The organism is Methanosarcina flavescens (assembly GCF_001304615.2).
Lineage (GTDB): Archaea > Halobacteriota > Methanosarcinia > Methanosarcinales > Methanosarcinaceae > Methanosarcina > Methanosarcina flavescens.
Map to the genome: position 1 here is coordinate 1,366,220 of NZ_CP032683.1, position 23,691 is coordinate 1,389,910.

Consider the following 23,691-nt stretch of genomic DNA (forward strand, 5'->3'; position numbering starts at 1 on the left):
AGAGTATCATTTTAAAACTTACAACTTTTGGGCAATTATTATGGTCAGAAAAAATCGAACAAGCCCACTGAGACAGGGATTTGACTTTCAGGATTTATGGATTCTAAAATTGTTTATGGATTGGATCAGAGATCCTTCCAAATATAAATGGATCAAATTCGAGACTAAACCTGAGGAGATAGAAGGTTACTTTGCTTTTGATGATATTGTATTATGCGACAAAAACGATAGTTATTATTTGTATCAACTAAAACATAAACAGAATCCAGCTACTGAGTATTGGACATGGGATGAGTTTTTAAAACAGGAAAAAGGAAAAAAAGGTCCAAGAAGGTCACTCTTTCAAAAGTGGTTCGAATCATATATTGGCAATTCTGAAAAGATATCTCTCATAGAATTTATTACAAATGGATTTCCAGAGACTGAACTTAAGGAATGTATTTTAGATAATAAGATTGATATAAATAAAGTAAAAAGCACCTTTCCTGAAGTTTATGAAAAAATAAAGTCTCAACTTAATGATGAAGATGCAATTCATGACTTTTTTTCAAATCTAAATTTCCTTTTTGGCCAGAAAGATCTTGAAGAACTTGAAATGGAGATAAAAAAATACTTCTTTGACGAACTCAGAGCTACTGATCTTGGAGTTTATAAACTACTTAATAATTGGCTCTGTAGAAATCCTTAATTTAATCCATAATAATTGTATTACTTTTTTGTTTATATTATAGACTATTAGTTTAACTTTTACTTCTTTTACTTGATTTCTAACCTTTCTTGCTCTTAATGTTTCTCCAAATTTCCTTTTTACAACAGATATTATTGTCTCTACTATATTCCTTCTATTGTATTTGATCTTATCAAAGTCTTTGTTTAATTGTTTTCTATATTTTCCGTTTATTCTCTTTCTTTTTCTTTCTCTCAAAGGTACTATTGAATCTGCTTTTATCTCTTCTCTTATTAGAGTATGAATTTCTTCGGAATCATATCCTTTATCCATCACATAACATTGAGACTTTCTTGACTTGTTTGATTGTCTTATCAGAGTCTTTGCATGCTTGACATCATGATCTGTTTTTTGGCTAATTTTCCATCCTAATATTACTTTTTTAATAGTGTCTACTGATATTGAAGTTTTAAGGAAGCTCCTTCGGAGCTTCCCTGTTCTCTTAGAATAATAATGACTTGCATAAGAACTCGTAAATCCTGTTGCATCAATTGCCGTAATGAGAACTTTTTCTCCATGTGAGTAAAATAGTTTTAGAGTTTTTGACAAAATTAGGTTAAACAATGAAGAGGGAATTCTGGACACAAACTTTTGAAGAGTAGTGTAATGAGGAACCTTATCAAGGTCAAGTTTTTCCTTTATATTGTTCATGAGGTCAACAAGTTCTACAAAGTCACGGTAGTCTGTACTTATATACTCCTTCAATAAAACAAGAACAAGAAGCTGATGTTGAGTATAAACACGTTTGGAATATTTGCAGGAGTAAAGGTTCAGTCTGGAAGACTGAACCGTTTTAAGACTGAGATCAATAAATTTAATATACTTATTTGATGACAATAGCAATTGCTCCTTTGTTTTTTGTGGGGACAAAAAAATTAAGGAGCATTTTTACAATTTTATTTTTATAATTTTTGGGTAAAAACAGAATTTAGAGGATTTCTACAGAGCCGATTATATAAATTATTTATATACTCATCAATTCCAGAAATATCGGTATTAAACTTATTTTTCCCTGAAGAAAGCGCATTTTTGATATTTTCCATAATCTTTTACTCTAATTCTGTGATCTGTAAGATCAAGAGACACTAATCTATGTTTAAATATCAAGTCAATTAGTTTATCTACATCTTCATTATCAAAGTGGAATCCAAACTCATTAAATAATGAATAAAGAATCTTTTTATTGATTTCTAACGGATTCGCCTTGAGATCAAAACCAAGGCTACTAAAATTTTTATCTATGTCATATAATTTATTGCTGAGACAAATTAGCTGTTTTTGTTCATCATTCTCAAGATAAGGATTTTCTTTATAAATATCGTCGTGTGAAAAAGTTGCCCAGTAATGCTGAGCGATAGTCCGTAGTTGAATTTTACCTTTTAGTCCTGGATTTGATAAGATGTTTTCTTTTGCTGAAAAAATAAGATGTATTCCACGATACCCATCTACCGGTTTTTCTATCCGTACAATATTAGGATCAAACTTACTAAAATCAATTTCAGGATAACCGTCTGCTGAGTCTTCCAGTCTTATGCCTATCTCGTAAAATTTTAGAGATTCTGAAAAATATAGTTTTCTCCAAACTTCATCCAAACTTGATAAATTACTACAAATTACACGAATCCCTAACAAATCGTTCATTTTAACTGTAAAATTTTTACAGTTAAGTTCTTCTTTTTTTGAGATTTTGTTGCATATGCTTTCTAGGCTCTTTATTCTGCATGTCGGTCTTTCAACAATAGGTTTCTTTATACCACTATTTATGTATTTTAGTTCTACTAGAGCTATTTTCAACAATTTCATTAAATCTTCATTAATTCTATTCAATTCACCTTCAACTGTTATAATATCTAAATTTTGATTTTTCATAATAACCATGTCTATATAATTTCAACAGCACAGTCGCTACAAAAGTTTACTTCTTTAAACATGTTAAATGATTTAAACAAACGTTTTAAGTTTTCCGAAAAATTTGTAATTTGCTTACTTTTCTGTAGGATTTGCTCCAATTTATCCATATATTTTGTGATAGAACCTGTGAATTTTCGTAAAAATCTAACTTTGAAAGATCTTTGAAATATGAGTCTTTCACCATAGAAGGCTCGTATTTTAAGCAAAAATCACTTATTTTTCTATCATTATTTTGAATATTTTTCAATAAACGCGAGCTTTTTAATATTTTATTCATATCTGTTTCTCATTGTGTATGCCACAATTTTTGAATTTACGAAATAATATTATGATAAAACGATAAAACCAAAAATCAGGGATGAGAACCAATCCCATCCCTTTATTCGCTGTAAACAACGCGAATAATTCTTATTAAAAAAAGAAAATTTAGGCGTAAGGGTTCCGCAGCGCCTTGTTGACACCGAAGTTCTTACGCTCTTCAACTGTCTTCCGGTTTTTATCGATCTTTTCCTTTGCAAGCTTTTTGACAAGCTCAAGACCAGGTTTGACTTCTTCTATGGGTTTTGTCTCGAACATGCCCGCGGCAACAGCTTTGGACCAGATTTCATTACCTTTCTTGGTGCGGATGAAGACCGTGGACCAGCCGTCTGGGCTTCCGACCGAGCCGGTTGAAATATCGGCAAGGTTGGAGACATAGTCGAGACAGACGTGGCAGCCTGGTTGCTCGTATTTGTGGGTAGCCTTTAGGGGCAGGCTGGCGACGTTCCCCCGGTTAGTGTAAACCCAGAACTTGCCCTTCCCAATATCCATTTTACTCACAGAGTTGAGGCTCTGCGCCGCATGGTCCTCGACAATGGTTTGCAGAGACTTGTATGGGAAGTTCTCCATACAGAAGAGACCAACTGTGAAAGCAACTTTGTCAGGGACGTCCCGCATGTTAATCGGGTAGAGCTGAGCCTTCCTGACTGCCTGCATCTGGCAGCAGACACCGGTTACACCTACCTTATCGAGGCCGAAAGACCGGGTTGCTTCCTTGAGCCAGGAGATCTGAGGGCTGATGCTGTACTTCGTCCCTCGTGCCTTGAGAATTTCCTCGCGGCTCATAGCAACGAGCGGTCTGGGCTCCCATGGCCGGTCGCCCTCGCCTGCCACAATAGTCCCGTCAATTATCCCCTGTTCGAGGGCATAGACCATGAGGGTAGTGGCAATGCCGCCGTCCTGTGCTTTCTGGAGAATCTCCTTGTCCGTGCTCCTTGCCGAGACGCAAGTTATGTATTTGCCGAGATATGGATCTTCAATCACTCTCTCACCTCACTTAAGCGCTCCAGCAATTATCTCATTGATGTTCTCGAATTCTTCAATCACATCGGAGTTGAAGAACGATCTAGGACAGGCGCCGTAGCAGGAGCCACACTTGATGCAGAGGTCACGCTCCCCCTGCGGCTTCCCGAACTCCATGGTTATCGCCCGTACTGGGCAAGAGGCAGCGCAGGTGCCGCAGCCCATGCAGAGACCCTGGTTAATTACATCAACCATCAAGTCACAGAAGCATCCTGACGTGCCGCGCTTCGCAAGGTCCATGAGGGGCTTTAAGTATTTGCCTGCAAGAGCTTTCTGATCCTCGTTCCCCTCCAGGAGCAGGTACGCCATGATAGCAACATTCCTTATGAGCTCTGGGCTCGGAGGGCATCCTGGGATGTAGATATCTACGTCGATGAGATCCCCTATGGGGAGGAAGGATTCATGCTGGGGCTGATTGTGCTGCCCGCCGCGGCTGAACCTTGTGATGTTCCCGTAACTCGCGCAGGAACCAAGAGCCACCACGATCTTTGACTTCTTCCGTGTCTCTTTGATATCCTCCACCGATTCATGATCCTGGATGCAGACCGATCCTTCAACAAGCGCGACGTCCATCTCAGGGATATGCCTGACGTCGGCGAGTGTAAGGCTGTAGACAAGGTCAGCGTAGTCGTCCAGGATTTTGATGAGTCCTAAGTTATTGTCGGCCACGGACACGAGGCAGCCGGTGCAGCCGCTCAAGTGTACATGCCCGAGCTTGATCTTATTTGCCACTGGTTTTGTCTCCTTTTTAGCTTCCACCTTTTTCTCCATCGAGATCTGAGCAGATTTTGCTTCTCCGCCCATAGTTCCCCTGATGGAGTTAAGCGTTCAATTGTTCATCCCGATTTCCTTCAGTATCTCAGATACGGCTTCTGGAATGGATCTCTGTACCTCGTCTGTAATCCCGATGACCATCTCAGGGGCAGACACATACTTCTTCTGGCATGCAAGAATCCGGATCTTAATATCGTCCTTGATGACTTGAAGCGGCTCTGTCAGGTCCCATGAATGGGCGTCCCGATAGCTTCCTACAGGAAGCTCGTCAACTGAGAGCCACCTGAGCTCGCCTGGTTCCCCCCTGAAATCCGCGATGTCCACGATAATAAGAGTCTTTGTAGACTCGGGATTGAGAAGGGTAAAGATGAAATGGGGTCCCCCGAGTCCCGCGTCAACGACCGTGACATTCTCTGGAAGCTCGAGTTCCTTGAGCCTCTCCACAACTGCAGGTCCGAACCCATCATCCGCAAAGAGAGGGTTGCCGCAGCCTGCCACCACGATCTCGGAGTACAGCGATTCCATTCGTCTCACCACTGGAGGAGTTTCTCGGCGACTACTTTATCCTCCTCATTCACCACAATCATGTGGGTTGCACATGATACACACGGATCATAAGCCCGGACAACCATTTCGGCTATCTGCCAGGGTGCTCCCGTCAGAGCGCGACTGCAGGTCGGAAGGTTCCAGGTGGTGGGCACAAGCATCTCATACCACAGCACCTTTCCGTCCTTAACCCGTGCGAGGTGGATATCGGTCCCGCGTGGAGCCTCATTTGCAGCCCAGCCCATAGACCCATCTCCCTGTGGAATATGGTCGGCAACAACCTTGCCTGAGGTATTCAGGGAATCAAGGCACTTAAGGATGGTATAAAGGCAATCAGGATACTCCATCTGCCTGGCGATGTGCTGGGCGAAGGTGCCCTTCTCGGTGAAATTCTTAAAGGTGGCGAGCCTGGCCCTCGGACCGACCTCAACAGGCTGACCATCATATGTCGGAACGCTGTTACAGGCATCCATCTGGGGATTGGCCTTGGTGCCGACCTTTGTTGTGCCTCCTATTGGATAACTCGGATCCTCAAGATCGATGGTTACCTCGCCCATGTACCATTCCCATGGCCGAGTCTCTTTCCATCGGAAGGGGTCCCATGTGGGGTTTTCGTCAAGACTGGATGAACCGTACATCGGGGATGTGGCCATGACCCCCTGGTTGTGGTACCCGAGCGTCTTGGGGATCGGGATTTGCTTGCCTGCGACGTCTATGTATTCCAAGCTCTGCATATTCCTTATGACATCGAGCATGAACTCCATCTGCTCATGAGCAAGGACAAGCCCTTCCTTCGCCAGGTCTGCCATCTTCTGCTTTGCAAGAGGGCTCACGTTGCGGTACATTCCACCAATTCTCGGGTTGGAGGGGTGGATTGCCTCGCCACCCGCGATGGCTCCAATGGTCTGCCCGATCTCACGAAGGCGGATAATCCTTGCCGCAACGCTTCTGACAGGTTCCTCCTTGGCGAAAACGTTGAATTTCTTTTCCGTCCCAGGGATGTAAAAATCCGGAAGGATCAGGATGTTGTGCAGGGCGATGCTATGAAGGCGGTTCGCGGCGTGGAGAATTACCCGCAGGAGTTTAGCATCCGTGGGGATCTCGCAGCCAATCGAGGCCTCCATAGCCTCGATGCCTGCCAGGGTGTGGGCTATGGGACAGATACCGCAGACCCTAGAAGCGATCTTCGGGACCTGTTCCATCGTCTTACCTATGGCGAGTTTCTCAATACCCCTGACCGGGGTGATGGAGAGCCAGTCTCCTCGCTCGACAATACCCTCATCATTCACCTTCATGGTAAGCTTTGAATGGCCTTCATGTCTCGTGGTTGGAGAGATTTCTACAACTTTCGTCAATTGTATGCCTCGTTTTCGATTCAATGTTATTCAGGCGGTACCGTAGATAAGGCACTCCCTGTGTGATTATTCTAAGATAGTTACCCGTACATCAGGTACGTTAACCCCTTACTTTCTCCAGTGCTTATTACCTCAGTATATTAATATTTAACTTACAATTAAAAAGAGTCGAAAACACAATATTACATAAATCCTTCCCTCTATAAAGAAAGCAAAAAATAAGAAAATGCACATTTATATTTTATAGATATATTTTTATATTATTTTTGGTGATTTCTATGATGAAGAGAATCTGAAAATTATCAAAGAACACAACTGATAAATATATGTAATAATTACTTATTGCGTTTCAGGGATTAATTGATTGGTTAAGAGACCGCTTAAGTACCAGAATTAAATGATGTGGGGAAATTGCTGGTAATAACTTATTTTAAAGAAATGTATAACGGCTCTGTAGAAAACCTACTTAATCGTCATCAATAGACTTAAAGTTCTTCAGCAAAATGAATCAGGCAATTTAGTTTTAATTTGTTAAGATTGGCTATTTAAGAGGATTTCTACGGAGCCTAAAAACTGTTGCTTTTTTAATCATAGAACCTCTAATGCTGTTATTTTTGCGGTCACTTTTGTCAATATCACTTTTGTCTATTTTTGTATTTTCCCCATTTCTGCTCTGCCTTCTTTCCTCCCTGTGTTGTCTTCTTTTCTGGTTCCTGCGTTTTCCTACCTCTTTATTCGGAGTGTGTGAAGCTCTTTCGCCCTCGCAGCTTGCTTTTTTTCTATTATCTGGCTTTACGTTCTCCCCTTATGTGTTTGTCTCTAAAAACCCGGGTTCAGTTCTATAGAGGTAGATTTCTGATATTGAAGAATTCGCGTTTTGCGCGAGATATGAAATTAACCACTTTCATTTTATCTTTGAAACCATCAGAATCTTTAAGCCCGGAGCTGGCGTCCACACCATATGGCTTTACAAACCGTATAGCCTCTCTAACATTTTCAGGAGTCAGACCACCTGCTAAGATAACTGGTTTTGATATCTCTTTAACAATGTTTCTGCTAATATTCCAATCATGGACCAAACCTGTCCCACCTACTTTATCATTGGCTAAATCAAGAGTATCCAGGATGAAAGCATCTACCACAGATTCAAAAGGTTTCATAGCTTGAATAACTTCTAACCCATTAACATGAAAATTTTTAATTATTTTTATATAGGGGAAGGCTTTGCGCAGTGATATGATACTATCAACTGTACAATCAGAATGCAACTGGATAGAAGTAACACCTATCTCATTCGCTAGATTAGAGATCTCCTCAGCGTCATCCAGTTCTGTAACTAAAACTGGAGAAATATAAGGTGGGCACTCTTTCACGATTTTTTGAGCTAAATGTTTGTCAATAAAGTCATCTGAATTATGTTTTTGTCCCACTACTAATCCAACCGCATCAGCTCCACAATATGCAGCCATAATAGCGTCTTCGACCCTTTTAATACCACAAATTTTTATTCTCATTATTATATCCTAGAAAACCTTTAAGAGGTTTAAATGTTTTACCGGTTGTTATAATGATTGAAATATCAAAGAGAACATATCAAAGAGAGCATATCAAAGAGAACATATCAAAGAGAATATTATAGTTCCTTAATCAATTGCATGATGAAATTGGTTATCGGATTAAGGAAAAGTCCTGCCAAAACAGAAACTTCTTGAAACCAATAAGATATATTTGGTTCATATCGATTTCATCAACAAACTGGATTTATCTTCATATTAGCTTTCAAAATATGTTCATTAAGCATTTATATATGAACTCGCACAATGCTTTTATAGCTTGAAGGTAATTACGCTGGATGTTGGCACTTGCGTCAATTGACAGGAGCCAATCTATACAATTAGATCGTTTTTCAGTTTGAAGTTTTACATACAAAACCACCTGATCGATTGTATATGAATATCCATACACAGTAATATATAAATGCATCAACCTCGTTCCAGTTTAAACTAAAATCACGCTTACCGGCTTATCGGGCTGAAAGCCCAAACCATAGAGTCCACAAAATCCAGCTACAAAGAATGGAAAGAATCTCCCGAAAGAGAAGAGTTACCTCACTTCGGGAAAAATATTTCTGGCAGCCAGGGAGAGGAATCGGCGCTTCTTCCCGGCACAAAGATAACCTGATTTAGAAAAGGTGGCGAGCATGACAACAGTATTTGATGTTCCTGCAACGGAGCTTATTGAGAAGGTTGCAGCTATCCTTAAAGAAAACGACAATATCGTTCCCCCTGAGTGGGCAAAGAACGTAAAGACTGGAGTTCACAAGGAACTCCCTCCGAACAACGACGACTGGTGGTATATCAGAACCGCCGCAATCCTGAGAAAAATCTATACTGACGGACCTATAGGAATCGAAAGGCTCAGATCAGTATACGGTGGAAAGAAAGACAACGGATCAAAGCCGGGTCACAAAGTAAAAGGTAGCGGTTCGATAGCCAGAAAAGCAGTACAGCAGCTTGAGGCTGCAGGTTACCTGCAAAAAGTAAAGGACGGAAGAACAGTATCTGCAAAGGGACGTTCCATGCTTGACAATGCAGCAAATGAGCTCAAGCAGGAACTTCTTGAGAAGATCCCTGAACTTGCAAAATACTGAGAACATCCCATACAGAAGGATCCTGAAAATTTCTAGGGATTCTCTTACAGATAACTAAGTTTAATCCAGATTGCTCCGGAAAACCGGTTTTTTGGGTGATTGCCATGTCTACAATGGATGATGAACTCAATGAAATCCGAAAAAGGCGGCTAGCAGAGATCCAGAGGCAGCAGGCGCAAAACCAGCAGTCTGACATTCAGGCAGCTTACCAGCAGGAACAGGCCAGAGCTGAAATGGAAGCTCAGAAGCAGGCTATCCTGAGGCAAATCCTGACTCCTGAAGCCAGAGAACGCCTTACCGCCCTAAAAATGTCAAGACCGGCTCTTGGAGAACAGCTAGAGATGCAGCTGATCTCGCTTGCTCAGACTGGAAGGCTACCGTCTCAAATCGACGATGAACAACTAAAAAAGCTACTTATGAGGATGCAGCCGAAAAAACGTAAGACATCCATAACCCGGATTTAAAAACAATGAAAATTTCGGTCCTCTTTAGCGGAGGCAAGGACAGTTCGCTCTCTGCCCTTTTGATGGAACCGTTTTTTGAGATAGAACTCATAACCTGCAGCTTTGGCCTGCTCTCAAATGGCGAGCTGGCAGCAAAAACTGCAAAAGAATTAGGATTTCCGCACAGGGTTCTTACTCTGGAGCGGGAAATCCTTGAAAAGGCTTACGAGAAAATAATGCAAGACGGTTTCCCGAAAAACGCCATTAACTACATTCACGAGAAAGCCGTAGAAACTCTTGCTTCGGACCCTGAAGTAAAATTCATTGCAGACGGAACCCGAAGGGATGATAGAGTTCCTGTGCTCTCGATCTCACAGATACGAAGTATCGAAGACCGGCTGGGAGTTCAGTATATCTGCCCTTTGAAGGGATATGGCAGAAAAACCGTGAGTATTCTTGTAGAGCGCTATCTGAGGATTGAAGAGGGACCGAGTGAGAGTACTCCGAAAGCGGACTACGAAACCGAGCTCAGGGAGTTAATCAGGCAGAGAGACGGTGAAGAGAAAATAAAGGAACTGTTTCCTGCCCATATCCAGTCCCACGTGCTTTCCAGAAAAGAACTGCCCTGAAGAAGAAATTCCCCGAAATCGGGAAGTCTTCCGGAAGGGAAAATCCTGGAATAAAGATTTATACGATAATCGAGTTATATTCAACCCTTATACTGCTGCAGATCAACCAAGACCCTCATAGAATTTACCGGATATGGTTTTAAAAACTGCCATTAAAGCTAGCAGGGTAAAACCTCAATTATGCAAGGGTTACAATCACAATCAGCTAATTATCGGATATAACCAGAAGTTAATAGAATTAAATTATTTACAGGTCAACAGGTGTGATCCACTTGAGTCATAACATGAAAGGACAGAAGAGGCGCCTGGCAAAGGCACACAAGCAGAACACACGCGTTCCAGTGTGGGTTATTGTAAAAACTAACCGGAAGGTCGTGAGTCATCCCAGACGCAGGCACTGGAGAAGAAGAAGCCTTGATGTGAAGTAAGCAAGGAAGGTGGGAAAAATGGCAGACGACATGGTAAAAGAACAGATATATACCATCCCTCTCAGGGACGTAAAGAGAGTACCTGCCTGGAAAAGAGCCAACAGGGCAGTTACTGAAGTAAGAGGTTTTCTTATGAGGCACATGAAGGTTGATTCTGTACAGGTCAAACTGGATAAATCAATTAACGAGCGTCTCTGGGAAAAAGGCTGTAAGAAGCCTCCTCTCTCCATCCGGGTCAGAGCTGTAAAATTCGCAGATGGCGAGGTACATGCAGAACTCGCCCAGTAAAATATACAAGAAAACGCGAAGCTTCAAAGAATATGATTCGAACAGTGGATATCTACGAAACCCCGGTTATCGGGGTCTTTGCAACCTGCACGGAAGATTTTGTTCTTGTCCCTCGCGGCACAAAGCCCGAAACCTGTGCCATACTTGAGGATTCGCTTGACGTAAAGGCTATTGAGACTCTTGTTAATGGAAGCGTTGTGATCGGAGCCCTTTCCAGAGGAAACTCAAACGGCTTCCTTTTTTCATACGGGACCGATACCAGAGAGGTCCAAAAACTGACAGGAGTTAAGGCTGAAATTCTCCCGGGCAGGCTGAATGCAGTCGGAAACATTGTACTTGCAAACGACTCTGCAGCACTTGTCCACCCTGAGCTGTCGGACAGAGCTATTGAGACAATTGCCAGTGTCCTTGAGGTAGAAGTTTACAGGGGAACGATTGCCGGGATAAAGAATGTAGGGATGGCAGGAGTTGTCACAAACAAAGGACTTCTGGTACACCCGAAAGTTACATCCTCAGAAAGGGAGATACTGGAAAATATCTTCAAGCTTCCGGTATATATAGGAACTACGAACTATGGAACTCAGATGCTCGGCTCAGGCCTGCTTGCGAACTCAAAGAGCTATCTGGCAGGTTCGGATACTACAGGACCCGAACTCGGTAGAATTGAAGAAGCTCTGGGATTCGTAGAGTGAGACAAATCATCCATCTGTTACGGAATAAAGCTACAGCAAGAGTGTGACCAAGATGAAGAATTATATTGTTAAAGGCAAATTTAAAGCAGGAAATTCCTGGGAAAAATTCACAAAAAAGATCGAAAGTCAGAATGAAAAGAACGCAACGGATAAGGTTTATTCTATCTTCGGAAGCAAGCACGGTATTAAGAGAAACCAGATCCAGATCGAAAGCATTGCTGAGGAGTGAAGGATATGGCAGAAGTCAGTGAAGATGTCAGAAATCTGGCAGCCAGATATCAGGAATTCCAGAGACAGGCTGAGGCCTTAAGGCAGCAGATGAACATGGTTCAGGCTTCCATTACAAGCTGTGACCAGACAATGGTAACCATCAACGAGCTTAAGACCGCTTCAGTGGAGGGGAAGATTACCGAAACAATGGTCCCTATAGGATTTGGCTCATTCGTTCATGCCGAAATAAAAAATACAGATAGGGTTATTGTAGACCTTGGATCAGGCTTCAGTGCAGAGAAAACAGCAGATGAAGCCATTGAGACTCTTAACCGCCGCAAAGAGCAGCTTACGAAAATTCTCCAACAGATGAATGCTTCACTGACTAACTATATACAGGGTATGCAAGCCTTAGAATCCGAGGCTGCAAGGCTTCAGCAACCCGACCAGGCCTGATAAAACCTGGCCCGGATAAAAAGGATAAAACTCAAAACCCCATTTGAGAACAAAATCTTTTATTTTTAATTAATTATCTATTTTTTATTGAATTCCTTTGGGATGGGATCTTGTGTTCAGCAAATTCAAAGAAAAGCTTGGGAATTTTAAGAAGGCACTCAGCAGAACTATTGATGATAAAGCTGTAGAAATCGAACCGGTAATAGAACCTGTGCCTGAGTCCGAAGAGGGCTTTGAAGAGGAGATCGAGCCCATTCCAGAGGAAGAAGCTCCTGAGACACTCCTAGAAGAGGAAAGTTATGAGGTCAAACCTGAAGAAGTCAAACCTGAAGAAGTCAAACCTGTAACGAGTGCCCCTTCAAAGGTCGGGATTGAAGACTGGAAAAAGGCCGAATACGGGAAAAAACTTGAAGAGAGAAAGAAGGCTGCAGAGATCAAACCTGTGGAAGAAGAAAAAGTACCTGAGGAAAAAAAATCCTTCTTTAAAAAATTTTCCTCGAAGGTCGGGTTTGCACAGAAAGCGAAAGCTCTTGTATTCAATAGGGAGGTCTATCTGGATAGTAAAGACTTGGAAGAGCCTCTCTGGGAACTTGAGATGGGGCTTCTTGAGAGTGACCTCGCTCTTTCAGTTTCCGAAGCAATTGTGGAGTCCGTGAAAAAACAGCTTACAGGTACTACAAAGCGGATTGGGAGCAATACCGGAGATATTGTAGAGGCAGCCCTTAGAAAAGCCATCTACGATGTGGTCTCTGCCAATACCTTCGACTTTGACGAGTATGTGAGGAACAGGGAAAAACCGGTCCATATTGTCTTTGTTGGAATCAATGGGACAGGGAAAACAACGTCCATTGCAAAAATGGCGCACAGATTGCTGAAATCGGATTATTCTGTGGTTCTTGCTGCAGGAGATACTTTCAGGGCGGGTGCCATTGATCAGCTCGGGATTCATGCCGACAGACTCGGAGTAAAAATGATTAAGCATCAACCCGGAGCCGATCCTGCGGCAGTTATTTACGATGCAGTGCAATATGCAAAAGCCCATAAGATAGATTTCGTGCTTTCCGATACTGCAGGCCGTATGCATACTAACCTTAACCTTATGTCACAAATGGAAAAGATCTGCAGGGTAAGCACTCCAGATCTTATAATTTTTGTAGATGAAGCCGTCGCAGGGAATGATGCAGTTGAAAGGGCTGCACAGTTCAATGAAGCTGTGCCAATTGATGGTTCAATTCTGACAAAAATAGATGCTGATGCCAAAGGAGGAGCTGCGATATCCATTGCCTATATCACAGGCAAGCCAATTCTCTTTTTCGGGATAGGACAGGGTTATGAGGACTTAAAAAAGTTCGATCCCGAATGGTTCATAGACCAGCTTTTTAACCAGGCCGCTTAAGCTTTGAGCTAGCATAGAATAGTGAGTCAATCAAAGCGTTTTGGGAGACCCACTATTTTATGAATTCTACTAAAGGACTAATCTGAAAGAAAATATTAGCTTTTTTAAATTTCTGGTTTTCCAGAGGAGAGATTTAGATTTTTATCGGAGAAGCTCAGGGCTCCTCAGGAATTATAATCCATGCTATTATATAGGCAACTATACCTGTTCCTGCACCCATTATAGTGATAAGCAGCCATAGGAGCCGTATAAGCGTAGGATCAACTTTAAAGTATTCACCTATCCCGCCACATACCCCTGCAATAATCCTGTTCTTCTTTGATCTGTACAACCTATTCATTTGACCACCCCTAATTACAAAATGCTTTAAGCTTTATAAAAGCTACATAATAGATTGCTGAGATTCAATTTATAAGTAACTCTGAAATAAGTAACTCTGAAAACAGGAGATTTTATCGAGAATCTCTATATGTTTGCAAGTGAGTTGATTTTAGCTGGTTTTTTAATAGCTTTGTAGAAAACCGATCTAAATCAGTGTCAAGGGCTAAGGCTAACTACTGAAAATCCTCACATATAACAAACCAATCATGAAATCTACTGAGATTTTCTTAAAATTTCTGTAGCTTTAAAATAGCATTTATCAAATCCTTCATTGCTAACTTTTCTTGCTGGAACTCCTGCTATTGTAATTCCCTTTTCTTTAAAGGATTTGTTTACTACTGAATTTGCACCTATTGCTATATCATCTGCAATTTCAATATCTCCAAAAATTTTAGCACCAGGACCGATATACACATTATTCCCTATTTTTGGCACGGGCAATACAAAATCTGGTCTGGATTTGTAGTCCCTACTAAAGACGTTTGTTGCAATACTTACGCCGGTATGAATGCGACAATTCTCGCCAACTTTTGCATTACTATTTACAATTATAGTACCTTTATGAGCAATAGATAATCCAGGACCAAATACATTCGGAGGGATAGTAAATCCTAATTTCGTACTTAGTCTTTGGAATTTGAAAAAAGATACAGACTATATGGTTTATATAATACTTTTTTTACAATTTATATAGTACTCTCTTTTTCTTAGTAATCTCTCAAATCTCCAGATATCATCCAGAAAGTAATCTATATAATACTGGATTGTACCTCTTTTTTTCCTGAGTGCAATCTCATCTGCTTTTAAATAGAACAAATAATCCTTTTTTGATTTAATCATAAAGGGTCAACTAACGAGTATCAAATTAGTCATCGAATAGTGCTAAGATAGAAAATGAGTTTTTCTAAATATCTTGGCACATTCCTCATAAGTTCTTAGATAAACATGTAGAATTTAAACCCTTAGAAGCCAATCCGTTTTATTTAGAAAGTTAACAATTATTGATTTTTACGACGGTTTTAAGTTAGAATTTTACACATAATTCTTTTTTGAAGGATCTTTCAGAGGTTCATGTTTTTTTAGATTCTAGCCCAATCGCTGGTTACATCTTCAGATACAAAGTTCTCCCCGAACGCCTGCACATATATCCTGAATTCCTCCCCTGCAGGAATCTTAAGCCCTTTTGCGGTATAGTTGTAAACCCCTTCCGGCTCAATTACAACTGGAGAACTTTCAATCTCGTCCCAGAAAGAGAGCTGATCTTTAGCCTGAAGGGCAACGTAAAAGGTTATGTTTTCAGCTTTTTCTGAACCCACATTGATTGCGGTGACACTGACATCGACAATTCCCTCTGTTCTTGAGTACTTGCATTGAGCTTTGAAATCAAGATTAATCTTGGGTCTTCTGGAAACAGGGACAACACGTACAGGTTGGCCTTCATATTCTTCGGGAATTTCCCCTATATGCCAATCAGTACCTGTGGTCTCCAGATAATAATAATAATTGTGGCTTTCGTACTCAAAACTCCTGCCCTTCTGCTCAGGATTGCATTTTACTCCCAGAGCCATATGTTCAGGGAGTTCAAGAAGGACAACATCACAACCTATTTCCTGAAGAAGCGCTACAGAGAGAATTGCGGTATCTTCACAGTCCCCGCCTCCCTCATAAAGAGTCTCATAAGGAAAACGAGGGTACTGCTCGTAACCTGAACTCTGGAGATCCGAGGTATAGTTCAAGGACTGAACAAAAGAAACACAAAAACCCGGTATTTCACTTTCCTCAAGCCCACAAGCTTTTGAGAGGGAGATCAAACTGTCTGCAATCTCCTTAATTAACCAGTCATCATACGGGTCCGAAGCAAATAGATCATAGTCCCTGTTTCGAGTCCTGGCTTTATATGATTCATAAAGTTCATCGTCAAGAGGCAGGGTAAGCTGCCAGCTATGGCTTTTGTATTCCCACGAGTAAGTTCGGGACGATGTTCCTGAACTGATGGATTCCTCTGTAACCCAGGCACTGCAAGGCTCACTATTTACTATATTTACTCCTACCAGATTCTCCATGGTATCGCCTATACAGGAACCCGTGGAAGTTTCAGGGCAGGGCGATACCAGGATGAAGTCGACCAGATAAATGAACAGGAAGAAGCAAAAAAGAGTGGCTGCTCTTTTCACAAATTAGCCCCCATCTAGATTGCAGTCTGTGATTTCATTTCCAAAGATCTTCCCTGTGGTGGGAATCTACATGGTCCACTTCCAGCAGACCCTCCAGAAAGGGGTCAAAAAAAGTCTGATTCATAAGATACTGATCTTCAAAGCGCACAGCCCACGCCCTGATAGTGTTAATTGCAGAGCAAAGAGAGGTTTTTCCGTCCTTGTATTTCTGAATCGGATCAAAAAATAATGATTTCTCCTGAGTAGATATTCCCTCTGAGAAATATCCGAAAGCATGTACGAGTATATTAATGTTAGAAGTGTACCTCGAAGGTCTAGAGAAGACACTGTAAAGATGCCTCTCGTACTTAATGCCGCAGGAAGGAGACCGATATTTCAGAATAAAACCGTCAATGTTTCCTGTAGAATTGAGAAAATCAGTGCAAAATGTTTCCATAACTTCAGTTACATTCCTGCCGCTTGCGGACTGCACAAGCCGCTGTTCCCCGTTCTCAAGGACTATCCTTACCGGATCCCTGGGAATGCCAAGCCCTAACTCCACCTCCGGGCAAACTGGCAGGAAATCAACATACTCCATGAGATTTGCCACTATGGGGCTGCTTATCATATCCCCATTATATCGGCAGTGATCAAACTCAAGGCATCCACTAACCACAACCTTTGGCCTAACAAACTCCCTCATTTAACCCCCATATAAGAAAGGATTTGCAGCATAAATTACTTTCTAGAAGAAAGCCGCAAAAGACTCCTTTTTTAAAAATATAGAGTCAGAAAGTAGAAGACTCCTAAAAAAGGCTTTAAAGCACTTGTTAGAGAAAAATACTAAGTCCGACTGAATAAATGGTTTAAACTTAATCAGAAACTTACTAAAAATCGCTATACAACAGATTTTATAAGACAGAAATCTCGAAGAAGGCAGTTTATTAAAAAGTTTTTTAGTCAAAGGTAATTTCTTTCTTTTTTCGGGAACAGCTTTATAGCAACAAAAATAATTATAGGATATGACTTATGGAGGAGGAGTTTATTAAAAAGTTTTTTAGTCAAAGGTAATTTCTTTCTTTTTTCGGGAACAGCTTTATAGCAACAAAAATAATTATAGGATATGACTTATGGAGGAGGTCAGGGGGAAGGGCAGTGTTTTTAGGGGTTAAGTTCCCGGAACTAGAAGTCAGTCTCCAGATCCCAAATAAAACGGTATACTCTTAAAAATATAGGTGAAAACATGATACAGGCCGAGTATGAACAGATACATATGCCGCTAATAGGAGACGATGCACCTGCATTTAAAGCTGTGACAACCGAAGGGCCAATTAATTTTCCAGATGACTACAAAGGCAAATGGGTTATTCTTTTCAGCCACCCTGCGGATTTTACACCCGTATGCACTACCGAATTCATGACTTTTGCCAGCATGCAAGAAGATTTCAGAAAAATAAACACCGAACTTATAGGGCTCTCCATAGACAGTGTCTATGCCCATATTGCATGGCTCAAGAGGATAGAAGAGAAAATTGAGTATAAAGGGATGAAAAATCTTGAGGTCAAGTTCCCGGTAATAGAAGACCTGAAGATGGATGTTGCGAAAAAATACGGTATGATCCAGCCAAATGCCTCAACTACGCAGGCTGTAAGAGCCGTATTTATCATAGATCCTGAGGCAAAAATCAGGACAATACTTTACTATCCGCAGTCAACCGGAAGGAATATGCAGGAAATCAAGAGGATAGTTATGGCCCTTCAGAAGAATGCAGCTGAAAAAGTTGCAACGCCGGCTAACTGGCAGCCAGGAGATGATGTCATTATTCCAGCCCCCAGTTCAATGGTAGCCGTAAAAGAAAGAGCCGGTAATTCAGAGGAGAACATGTACTGTCTTGACTGGTTTTTGTGCCTGAAAAAAGATAGTAAAAAGTAACGTAGAGCATAAAATTCTTTAAACATTATTTTATCAACCTTTTTTTTATTTTATTAATAGAGAATAGCTCTATGAAAAAAATTTCTGGAAAAACTTACTTCAGAAATCCCTTTTTTAACAGAAATCAGCACTTAGCTTTTCAGTATCAGACTCTGTTTGATTAAAATATTTAAAGAATAAAAATTTTCAGCAGAAAAATATTTTATTGCTGTTTGAGAAGAGATTTATAAGAATGAAAATATACATAAAATTACTTATGGAGGACGTGGGAAGAGCAATGCTTTTAGTGTTCTTTTTAGTGCTCACTCCCGGTAACTCGAAGTCAGTTTCCATATACAGGAACTTCTGAAACAAAAGTGCAGGTGAGAGTATGGTAGAAGCCGAGTATGAGAAAATATGTATACCGCTAATTGGAGAAGATGCACCCTCATTTGAAGCCGTGACAACTCAGGGACCAATAAACTTCCCTGAAGATTATAAAGGCAAATGGGTAATTCTTTTCAGCCATCCTGCAGATTTCACACCCGTATGCACTACTGAATTTATGACTTTTGCCAGTATGCAGGAAGAATTCAGAGAAATGAATACTGAGCTCATTGGGGTCTCTATAGACAGCGTTTTCTCCCACATTGCGTGGCTTAAGAGAATTGAGGAGAAAATCGAGTACAAAGGGATGAAAAATGTAAAGATAGGATTTCCGGTGATCGCTGACCTAAGAATGGATGTTGCCAAAAAATATGGTATGGTTCAGTTAAAGGGTTCAAGAATCCAGACTGCAAGAGCAACGTTTGTTATAGATCCCGAGTCAAAAATCAGGGCAATGGTCTACTATCCTATAAATAACGGCAGGAACATTCAGGAATTCAAGAGGCTCATCAGCGCCATGCAGAAGAATTATGCTGAAGGTGTATCAACTCCAGCAAACTGGCAGCCAGGCGATGATGTTATAATTCGTACTCCTCGTTCAATGAATGAGGTAGAGGAAAGGCTAGAGAAAGTCCAGGATGAAGTTTACTGCCTTGACTGGTTTATTTGCCTGAAGAAAGACAGTAAAAATAATTTGGAGTGATTGAATTAAAAATCTCAAGGGCCTGGAAGTAAGGCACAGGTAAATTGGTGGAGTTAGTTTAAGAGTTGCGTAAGTATAGAAGAATCTCTTACCCCCCAATAAGAGATCCTCCTGGTGAACCGAAGAAGGTCTAAGACTCCGTTTCACCAGAGTTCATCGCAAACAGGGTGCAAAAGTTCAAAAGCTGAAATAAAATCTGAAAAGACGAAATATGACCTTCTTGAATCTCCAATTTTGTGTGGTTGGTCTAATATATCCGAAATATTATACGAAGAACTGCTATATAAAATTTACTCCAATTTATAACAAATAATCATTAAAGTATATTGATTCTGGATAAAACTGAGATGAAGAAGAGAAATTTAATAAAAACCGGAATTGAGGGCGAGAGTCGATAAGGGAGAAAAGAATAAAATGGTAAGTAAAAAAATGAAAAAAGGAATTACTTCTTTCCGAGCTCCTTTGAACGCTCGCTTGCTTTTATAACCGCATTCATGAATGCAGCCCTGATTCCTGCCTCTTCAAGGATACGAACGCCCTGAATGGTAGTTCCAGCAGGAGAGGTAACCATATCCTTGAGTTCTCCGGGATGCAGGCCTGTTTCAAGTGCCATTTTTGCAGCCCCAAGTACAGTCTGGGCTGCTAGAGTGAGGGCACTTTTCCTATCCATTCCTTCAAGTACAGCGCCATCAGCCATTGCTTCAATTACAGGAAAGATAAATGCAGGCCCACTGCCTGAAAGGCCTGTAACGGCATCCATCAGGGATTCAGGCACCTGTACCGCAGTGCCGACTGCAGAAAAGATCTCAAGCGCGGTTTTCAGGTCTTCGGAGGTGGCATTTTTGCCCGGGGAAATTCCTGAGGCGGCTTCGGAAACTGTAGCTGCAATATTTGGCATCACCCGGACGACTCTTGTGCCTTCAGGAAGGGCATTTTCGTAAGTGGCAAGAGGCACACCGGCTGCAATTGAGATGATAAGTTTATCGGCATTTATGTAAGGTTTAAGATCTTCTAGTACCGAGCCTAGAATCTGGGGCTTCACCGCAAGAACAAGAATATCGGATGCCTGAGCAATAACAGCATTATCAGTTGATACATTGATGCCAAGCTGAGAATTCAGCTCATTCAAAAAAGGTTCATATACGTCACTTGCACCAAGATTTTCAGGTTTTACAATTCCGGCCTTTATAATTCCCTGCATAAGAGCAGAGCCCATTTTTCCTGCTCCGATAAATCCTATTTTTCGGTTCTGAACTGTCATATATTACTTCTCCTATTATTGAGATAAAAGCAAATAAAGAGGCACTTGCCTTTTAAAACTTATCTACAGTTAATATTGAGTAATCTCAAGAAATTTAGTAGTTTAAATCAGTTTAGTAATTTAAAGGAACTAAGTAATCTAAAGGAACTAAGTAATTTTTAAAGCAGCTTAGAATTTAAAGCAGCTTAGAATTTAAAGGAATCGAAGGTTTAAAAGAATTTGACAGATTGATAAAAGGTCCGGACAAGAAGAAATTAATTCAAATCCCAGGTCCGAAAAATCAAGATTGATTCTTCAGGCCTGCGAATTGATTCAATACAACTCTTCCAGTATGCCGATATTCTCTTTTTTTATAACATTACTGTAATTATTATAGCCGAGGATACCCTCAATTTCGTCGGTATGAGCTCCTTTAATTTTGGCAAGTTCCTCAGAAGTGTAATCTGTAATTCCTTTTGCAAAGACTCTACCTTCACATTCGAGTCTTACCACATCTCCCCGGTCAAAATTTCCCTCAACCTCTATAATCCCTGCAGGAAGAAGGCTGTTTTTCCCCAGAACTGCGGCTTTTGCCCCTGCATCCACACGGACAGTACCTGAAGCCTTTGCAAGAATGATCCAGCGGGCGCGGTTCTTCCGAATGTGCCTTTCAGCCAGGAAAAAGGTACCTATCTCTTCTCCGGAAAGAGCTTTCAGAAGCACGTTATCAATTTCACTATTTGTTATCAGGACATAACAGCCTGCCATGCTGCAGATCTTTGCAGCTTTTATTTTTGTTCTCATTCCTCCTACACCCTTGAAACTCGTAGGGTCACCCCCATAACTTTCGATCTCAGGTGTTATTTTTTCAACGAGAGAGATGAGCCTGGCGTCGCTGTGTGTTTTGGGGTTCTTATCGAAAAGACCATCGATATCCGAAAGGATAATCAGGAGGTCAGCATCGATTTTACTTGCGACCATTGCAGAGAGTTTGTCATTGTCTCCGAAGATAGCTTCAATCTCATTCGTACACGTACAGTCGTTTTCATTTATTATGGGAACTACCCCATATTCCAGAAGGGTGGAGATACTGTTCCTCAGGTTCAGGTAAGATATCCTGTCAGAATAGAAATCATAAGTGAGGAGGATCTGAGCAACTTTTATCCCATATTTTGCGAAGGCTTCGCTCCAGTACTGCATCAAGATACTTTGCCCCACAGCTGCTGCTGCCTGCCGGATAGGTATTTCCCGAGGTTTAGGAGCAATGCCCAGTTCATAGAGCCCGACACCTATCGCCCCTGAACTTACCACAATTACTTCTTTTCCGCTCCTTCGAAGCTCAAAGACTTGGGCTGCAATATTTTCCATAAAGTCAGGATCAATACTGCAATTTTCTTTTGTACTATCACAGTTCTTTTTTGTAATTGAGGATGTACCGATTTTGACAACGACTTTATTAACTTCATTGAGAAATTTTTTTCTGTCTATCAATCACAAGGCCTCATAAGGTATTTTGGAGGTGCGGCTGAAATATAATGCAACCGCAGTCCGAATTCCATCGCTTGAATTCAATTTGCGCTGGTATTTGAGTTCAGATATATAAATATATCACAAACATTCGACAGGTCTCAGTTTATATCTTCGAATTTAAGATCAAGTTTTCTGTGCGTGTAGGGCTTTGCATTTTCTCCAGCATAATCTGCAACAATCTGCCCCTTCCCGAGCAAGATGTATTTATAAATCAGCAGTCCTTCCATGCCCACGGGTCCACGGGAGTGAATTTTATTTGTGCTAATTCCAACTTCAGCTCCTTTCCCGTAACGATAGCCGTCAGCAAAACGGGTTGAAGCATTTACCATAACACTAGAAGAATCAACAAGCCCTGTAAATTCATTTCTTCTGGTGGCGTCCTCGGTTATTATTCCATCGGTGTGATGGGAGCCGAAAGTGTTTATGTGGTCAATTGCTTCCTTGATAGTATCAACGTACTTTATTGAAAGAATGAGATCATTGTATTCAAGGCTCCAGTCTTCCTCAGTAGCCTTTGAAAGTGGGGAAAATCCTTTATTCTCAAGCAGAGCATAAGTGTCAGGATCGCAGCGCAGCTCAACTCCTGCCCCAAGGTACATTTCTGCCATCCTGGGCAGGAAAGCATCCGCGATTTTACGGTTAACCAGAAGGGTTTCAATGGCATTGCATACTGCAGGATATTGAACTTTGGCATCAAAGCAGACCTTCCAGGCTATATCGAGGTCCGCATATTCGTCCACGTAGATATGGCAAATTCCGCTTGTGTGCCCAAGCACCGGAATTTTCGTATTTTCCTGGATAAATTTGACAAATTCGTTTGAGCCCCTGGGGATAAGAAGATCTACATAGGCATCAAGGCTTAAAAGATCCATAATCTCCTCTCTGGTTTCCATAAGCTGGAAAGCTCCAGTTGGCATGCCGTCGGTGGATTCTATGGCTTTTACAAGAATCTGGAAAATAGTGCGATTGGACTCTTTTGCTTCACTTCCGCCCTTGAAAATGGTCGCATTTCCGCTCTTCAGGCAAAGAGACATAACCTGAGGTACCACATCAGGTCGAGATTCAAAGATTACCCCTATAAGGCCGATTGGACAGCTCACCTGGTAGAGAACGAGGTCTTTGTCCAGTTCAAGAGTAGAGAGGGTATCTCCTACAGGGTCATCGAGCTTAATTACATCTCTGATTCCTGCGATCATCCCATCAATCTTCGAATCGTTCACTTTAAGTCTGTCTACAAGGGCCTGAGTAAGCTTTCCCTTATTTTTCAGTTCAGCTGCGTATTCAAGGTCTTTTGAATTTGCATCCAGAATAGCTTTCCTTTCCTTATCCAGAGCCTGAGCCATGGCCTCAAGCGCTCGATTTTTTATTTCTGTGTTTACACTGGAAAGTTCAATTGATGCTCTTTTTGCCTGAATTACTTTGGTTTTGATATCTTCAGCCATATGATCACACCGTTTGATATGATGACTTCTGAGTGCCCACATCGATAATCGGGCAGCCAAATTGTAATCATGTTAATGAATTTACTGAAGGTTCAGT

26 protein-coding genes are annotated in these 23,691 nt (G+C 41.3%); 12 read left to right on the plus strand and 14 right to left on the minus strand.

The window, feature by feature from the left end:
* The first annotated feature begins 40 nt into the window (after positions 1–40).
* Complete coding sequence (locus AOB57_RS06130) at positions 41–688, plus strand: dsDNA nuclease domain-containing protein (protein ID WP_054298446.1); 648 nt, start codon at positions 41–43, stop codon at positions 686–688.
* On the opposite strand, the gene AOB57_RS06135 is transcribed toward AOB57_RS06130, so the two are convergent.
* From AOB57_RS06135 to AOB57_RS06165, 7 genes are all read right to left on the minus strand, one after another.
* The gene (locus AOB57_RS06135) at positions 656–1,564 is read right to left on the minus strand and encodes an IS5 family transposase (protein WP_167829561.1); all 909 of its coding nucleotides are present in this window, start codon (positions 1,562–1,564) and stop codon (positions 656–658) included. The genes AOB57_RS06130 and AOB57_RS06135 overlap by 33 nt on opposite strands.
* A gap of 165 nt (positions 1,565–1,729) precedes the next feature.
* Positions 1,730–2,596, minus strand: a complete 867-nt coding sequence (locus AOB57_RS06140; protein ID WP_167829562.1) for a hypothetical protein — start codon at positions 2,594–2,596, stop codon at positions 1,730–1,732.
* A 468-nt stretch (positions 2,597–3,064) separates the two neighbouring features.
* Positions 3,065–3,940, minus strand: coding sequence for a coenzyme F420 hydrogenase subunit beta (gene frhB, locus AOB57_RS06145; protein WP_054299935.1), 876 nt, complete (start codon positions 3,938–3,940; stop codon positions 3,065–3,067).
* 9 nt (positions 3,941–3,949) lie between these two features.
* Positions 3,950–4,783 carry a coenzyme F420 hydrogenase subunit gamma gene (frhG, locus tag AOB57_RS06150; RefSeq protein ID WP_054299934.1) on the minus strand — a complete coding sequence of 278 codons (834 nt, stop codon included), beginning with the start codon at positions 4,781–4,783 and terminating at the stop codon, positions 3,950–3,952.
* A 24-nt stretch (positions 4,784–4,807) separates the two neighbouring features.
* The gene (gene frhD, locus AOB57_RS06155) at positions 4,808–5,278 is read right to left on the minus strand and encodes a coenzyme F420-reducing hydrogenase, FrhD protein (RefSeq protein ID WP_193726282.1); all 471 of its coding nucleotides are present in this window, start codon (positions 5,276–5,278) and stop codon (positions 4,808–4,810) included.
* A gap of 5 nt (positions 5,279–5,283) precedes the next feature.
* Positions 5,284–6,654, minus strand: a complete 1,371-nt coding sequence (frhA, locus tag AOB57_RS06160) for a coenzyme F420 hydrogenase subunit alpha (protein ID WP_054299932.1) — start codon at positions 6,652–6,654, stop codon at positions 5,284–5,286.
* A gap of 839 nt (positions 6,655–7,493) precedes the next feature.
* Positions 7,494–8,168: a phosphoribosylanthranilate isomerase gene (locus tag AOB57_RS06165; RefSeq protein ID WP_054299931.1), complete on the minus strand. Its 675-nt coding sequence runs from the start codon at positions 8,166–8,168 to the stop codon at positions 7,494–7,496.
* A 686-nt stretch (positions 8,169–8,854) separates the two neighbouring features.
* Here AOB57_RS06165 and AOB57_RS06170 point away from each other — a divergent pair.
* The 9 genes from AOB57_RS06170 to ftsY all read left to right on the plus strand — a co-directional run bounded on the left by AOB57_RS06170 (position 8,855) and on the right by ftsY (position 13,846).
* Complete coding sequence (locus AOB57_RS06170; RefSeq protein WP_054299929.1) at positions 8,855–9,304, plus strand: 30S ribosomal protein S19e; 450 nt, start codon at positions 8,855–8,857, stop codon at positions 9,302–9,304.
* 95 nt (positions 9,305–9,399) lie between these two features.
* The gene (locus AOB57_RS06175) at positions 9,400–9,768 is read left to right on the plus strand and encodes a DNA-binding protein (protein WP_054299928.1); all 369 of its coding nucleotides are present in this window, start codon (positions 9,400–9,402) and stop codon (positions 9,766–9,768) included.
* A gap of 5 nt (positions 9,769–9,773) precedes the next feature.
* Entirely contained in the window at positions 9,774–10,376 is a 603-nt protein-coding gene (locus AOB57_RS06180; RefSeq protein ID WP_054299927.1) for a DUF7411 family protein, read from the plus strand.
* A gap of 272 nt (positions 10,377–10,648) precedes the next feature.
* Entirely contained in the window at positions 10,649–10,804 is a 156-nt protein-coding gene (locus AOB57_RS06185; RefSeq protein ID WP_082086800.1) for a 50S ribosomal protein L39e, read from the plus strand.
* An 18-nt stretch (positions 10,805–10,822) separates the two neighbouring features.
* A complete protein-coding gene (locus AOB57_RS06190) occupies positions 10,823–11,092 on the plus strand; it encodes a 50S ribosomal protein L31e (RefSeq protein ID WP_054299926.1) in 270 nt (89 codons plus the stop codon).
* 32 nt (positions 11,093–11,124) lie between these two features.
* Positions 11,125–11,784 (plus strand): translation initiation factor IF-6, encoded by a 660-nt coding sequence (locus AOB57_RS06195; protein ID WP_054299925.1) that lies wholly within the window; start codon positions 11,125–11,127, stop codon positions 11,782–11,784.
* Between the two features lie 52 nt (positions 11,785–11,836).
* Positions 11,837–12,013 (plus strand): 50S ribosomal protein L18Ae, encoded by a 177-nt coding sequence (gene rpl18a / locus AOB57_RS06200; protein ID WP_054299924.1) that lies wholly within the window; start codon positions 11,837–11,839, stop codon positions 12,011–12,013.
* A gap of 5 nt (positions 12,014–12,018) precedes the next feature.
* The gene (gene pfdA, locus AOB57_RS06205) at positions 12,019–12,450 is read left to right on the plus strand and encodes a prefoldin subunit alpha (RefSeq protein WP_054299923.1); all 432 of its coding nucleotides are present in this window, start codon (positions 12,019–12,021) and stop codon (positions 12,448–12,450) included.
* A gap of 112 nt (positions 12,451–12,562) precedes the next feature.
* Positions 12,563–13,846: a signal recognition particle-docking protein FtsY gene (gene ftsY / locus AOB57_RS06210; protein WP_054299922.1), complete on the plus strand. Its 1,284-nt coding sequence runs from the start codon at positions 12,563–12,565 to the stop codon at positions 13,844–13,846.
* A 154-nt stretch (positions 13,847–14,000) separates the two neighbouring features.
* On the opposite strand, the gene AOB57_RS06215 is transcribed toward ftsY, so the two are convergent.
* The 4 genes from AOB57_RS06215 to AOB57_RS06230 form a co-directional block, all read right to left on the minus strand.
* Positions 14,001–14,186, minus strand: coding sequence for a PspC domain-containing protein (locus AOB57_RS06215; protein WP_054299921.1), 186 nt, complete (start codon positions 14,184–14,186; stop codon positions 14,001–14,003).
* A gap of 254 nt (positions 14,187–14,440) precedes the next feature.
* A complete protein-coding gene (locus AOB57_RS14485) occupies positions 14,441–14,662 on the minus strand; it encodes a hypothetical protein (RefSeq protein WP_226999663.1) in 222 nt (73 codons plus the stop codon).
* Between the two features lie 644 nt (positions 14,663–15,306).
* Positions 15,307–16,401: a hypothetical protein gene (locus AOB57_RS06225; RefSeq protein ID WP_054299920.1), complete on the minus strand. Its 1,095-nt coding sequence runs from the start codon at positions 16,399–16,401 to the stop codon at positions 15,307–15,309.
* A gap of 34 nt (positions 16,402–16,435) precedes the next feature.
* Positions 16,436–17,083 carry a DUF1722 domain-containing protein gene (locus AOB57_RS06230; protein WP_054299919.1) on the minus strand — a complete coding sequence of 216 codons (648 nt, stop codon included), beginning with the start codon at positions 17,081–17,083 and terminating at the stop codon, positions 16,436–16,438.
* A 540-nt stretch (positions 17,084–17,623) separates the two neighbouring features.
* Between AOB57_RS06230 and AOB57_RS06235 the strand changes: the two genes are divergently transcribed.
* Together AOB57_RS06235 and AOB57_RS06240 are read left to right on the plus strand one after the other, a co-directional pair.
* A complete protein-coding gene (locus AOB57_RS06235; RefSeq protein ID WP_082384325.1) occupies positions 17,624–18,313 on the plus strand; it encodes a peroxiredoxin in 690 nt (229 codons plus the stop codon).
* A 370-nt stretch (positions 18,314–18,683) separates the two neighbouring features.
* On the plus strand, positions 18,684–19,382 hold the full coding sequence (locus tag AOB57_RS06240; RefSeq protein WP_082384324.1) for a peroxiredoxin: 699 nt from the start codon (positions 18,684–18,686) through the stop codon (positions 19,380–19,382).
* Between the two features lie 442 nt (positions 19,383–19,824).
* Here AOB57_RS06240 and proC read toward each other — a convergent pair whose 3' ends face one another.
* From proC to AOB57_RS06255, 3 genes are all read right to left on the minus strand, one after another.
* The gene (proC, locus tag AOB57_RS06245) at positions 19,825–20,643 is read right to left on the minus strand and encodes a pyrroline-5-carboxylate reductase (RefSeq protein ID WP_054299918.1); all 819 of its coding nucleotides are present in this window, start codon (positions 20,641–20,643) and stop codon (positions 19,825–19,827) included.
* 312 nt (positions 20,644–20,955) lie between these two features.
* Entirely contained in the window at positions 20,956–22,113 is a 1,158-nt protein-coding gene (gene proB, locus AOB57_RS06250; RefSeq protein WP_054299917.1) for a glutamate 5-kinase, read from the minus strand.
* A gap of 137 nt (positions 22,114–22,250) precedes the next feature.
* Positions 22,251–23,594 (minus strand): glutamate-5-semialdehyde dehydrogenase, encoded by a 1,344-nt coding sequence (locus AOB57_RS06255; protein ID WP_054299916.1) that lies wholly within the window; start codon positions 23,592–23,594, stop codon positions 22,251–22,253.
* Positions 23,595–23,691 lie beyond the last annotated feature (97 nt).

What these genes read in the sequence shown, in the direction of transcription:
- AOB57_RS06130 (WP_054298446.1), top strand. Translation starts at nt 41, where the DNA reads ATGGTCAGAAAAAATCGAACAAGCCCACTGAGACAGGGATTTGACTTT.
- AOB57_RS06140 (WP_167829562.1), bottom strand. Translation starts at nt 2,596, where the DNA reads ATGAAAAATCAAAATTTAGATATTATAACAGTTGAAGGTGAATTGAAT.
- frhG (WP_054299934.1), bottom strand. Translation starts at nt 4,783, where the DNA reads ATGGGCGGAGAAGCAAAATCTGCTCAGATCTCGATGGAGAAAAAGGTG.
- frhD (WP_193726282.1), bottom strand. Translation starts at nt 5,278, where the DNA reads ATGGAATCGCTGTACTCCGAGATCGTGGTGGCAGGCTGCGGCAACCCT.
- AOB57_RS06165 (WP_054299931.1), bottom strand. Translation starts at nt 8,168, where the DNA reads ATGAGAATAAAAATTTGTGGTATTAAAAGGGTCGAAGACGCTATTATG.
- AOB57_RS06170 (WP_054299929.1), top strand. Translation starts at nt 8,855, where the DNA reads ATGACAACAGTATTTGATGTTCCTGCAACGGAGCTTATTGAGAAGGTT.
- AOB57_RS06180 (WP_054299927.1), top strand. Translation starts at nt 9,774, where the DNA reads ATGAAAATTTCGGTCCTCTTTAGCGGAGGCAAGGACAGTTCGCTCTCT.
- AOB57_RS06190 (WP_054299926.1), top strand. Translation starts at nt 10,823, where the DNA reads ATGGCAGACGACATGGTAAAAGAACAGATATATACCATCCCTCTCAGG.
- AOB57_RS06195 (WP_054299925.1), top strand. Translation starts at nt 11,125, where the DNA reads ATGATTCGAACAGTGGATATCTACGAAACCCCGGTTATCGGGGTCTTT.
- rpl18a (WP_054299924.1), top strand. Translation starts at nt 11,837, where the DNA reads ATGAAGAATTATATTGTTAAAGGCAAATTTAAAGCAGGAAATTCCTGG.
- pfdA (WP_054299923.1), top strand. Translation starts at nt 12,019, where the DNA reads ATGGCAGAAGTCAGTGAAGATGTCAGAAATCTGGCAGCCAGATATCAG.
- AOB57_RS06215 (WP_054299921.1), bottom strand. Translation starts at nt 14,186, where the DNA reads ATGAATAGGTTGTACAGATCAAAGAAGAACAGGATTATTGCAGGGGTA.
- AOB57_RS06230 (WP_054299919.1), bottom strand. Translation starts at nt 17,083, where the DNA reads ATGAGGGAGTTTGTTAGGCCAAAGGTTGTGGTTAGTGGATGCCTTGAG.
- AOB57_RS06235 (WP_082384325.1), top strand. Translation starts at nt 17,624, where the DNA reads ATGATACAGGCCGAGTATGAACAGATACATATGCCGCTAATAGGAGAC.
- AOB57_RS06240 (WP_082384324.1), top strand. Translation starts at nt 18,684, where the DNA reads ATGGTAGAAGCCGAGTATGAGAAAATATGTATACCGCTAATTGGAGAA.
- proC (WP_054299918.1), bottom strand. Translation starts at nt 20,643, where the DNA reads ATGACAGTTCAGAACCGAAAAATAGGATTTATCGGAGCAGGAAAAATG.
- AOB57_RS06255 (WP_054299916.1), bottom strand. Translation starts at nt 23,594, where the DNA reads ATGGCTGAAGATATCAAAACCAAAGTAATTCAGGCAAAAAGAGCATCA.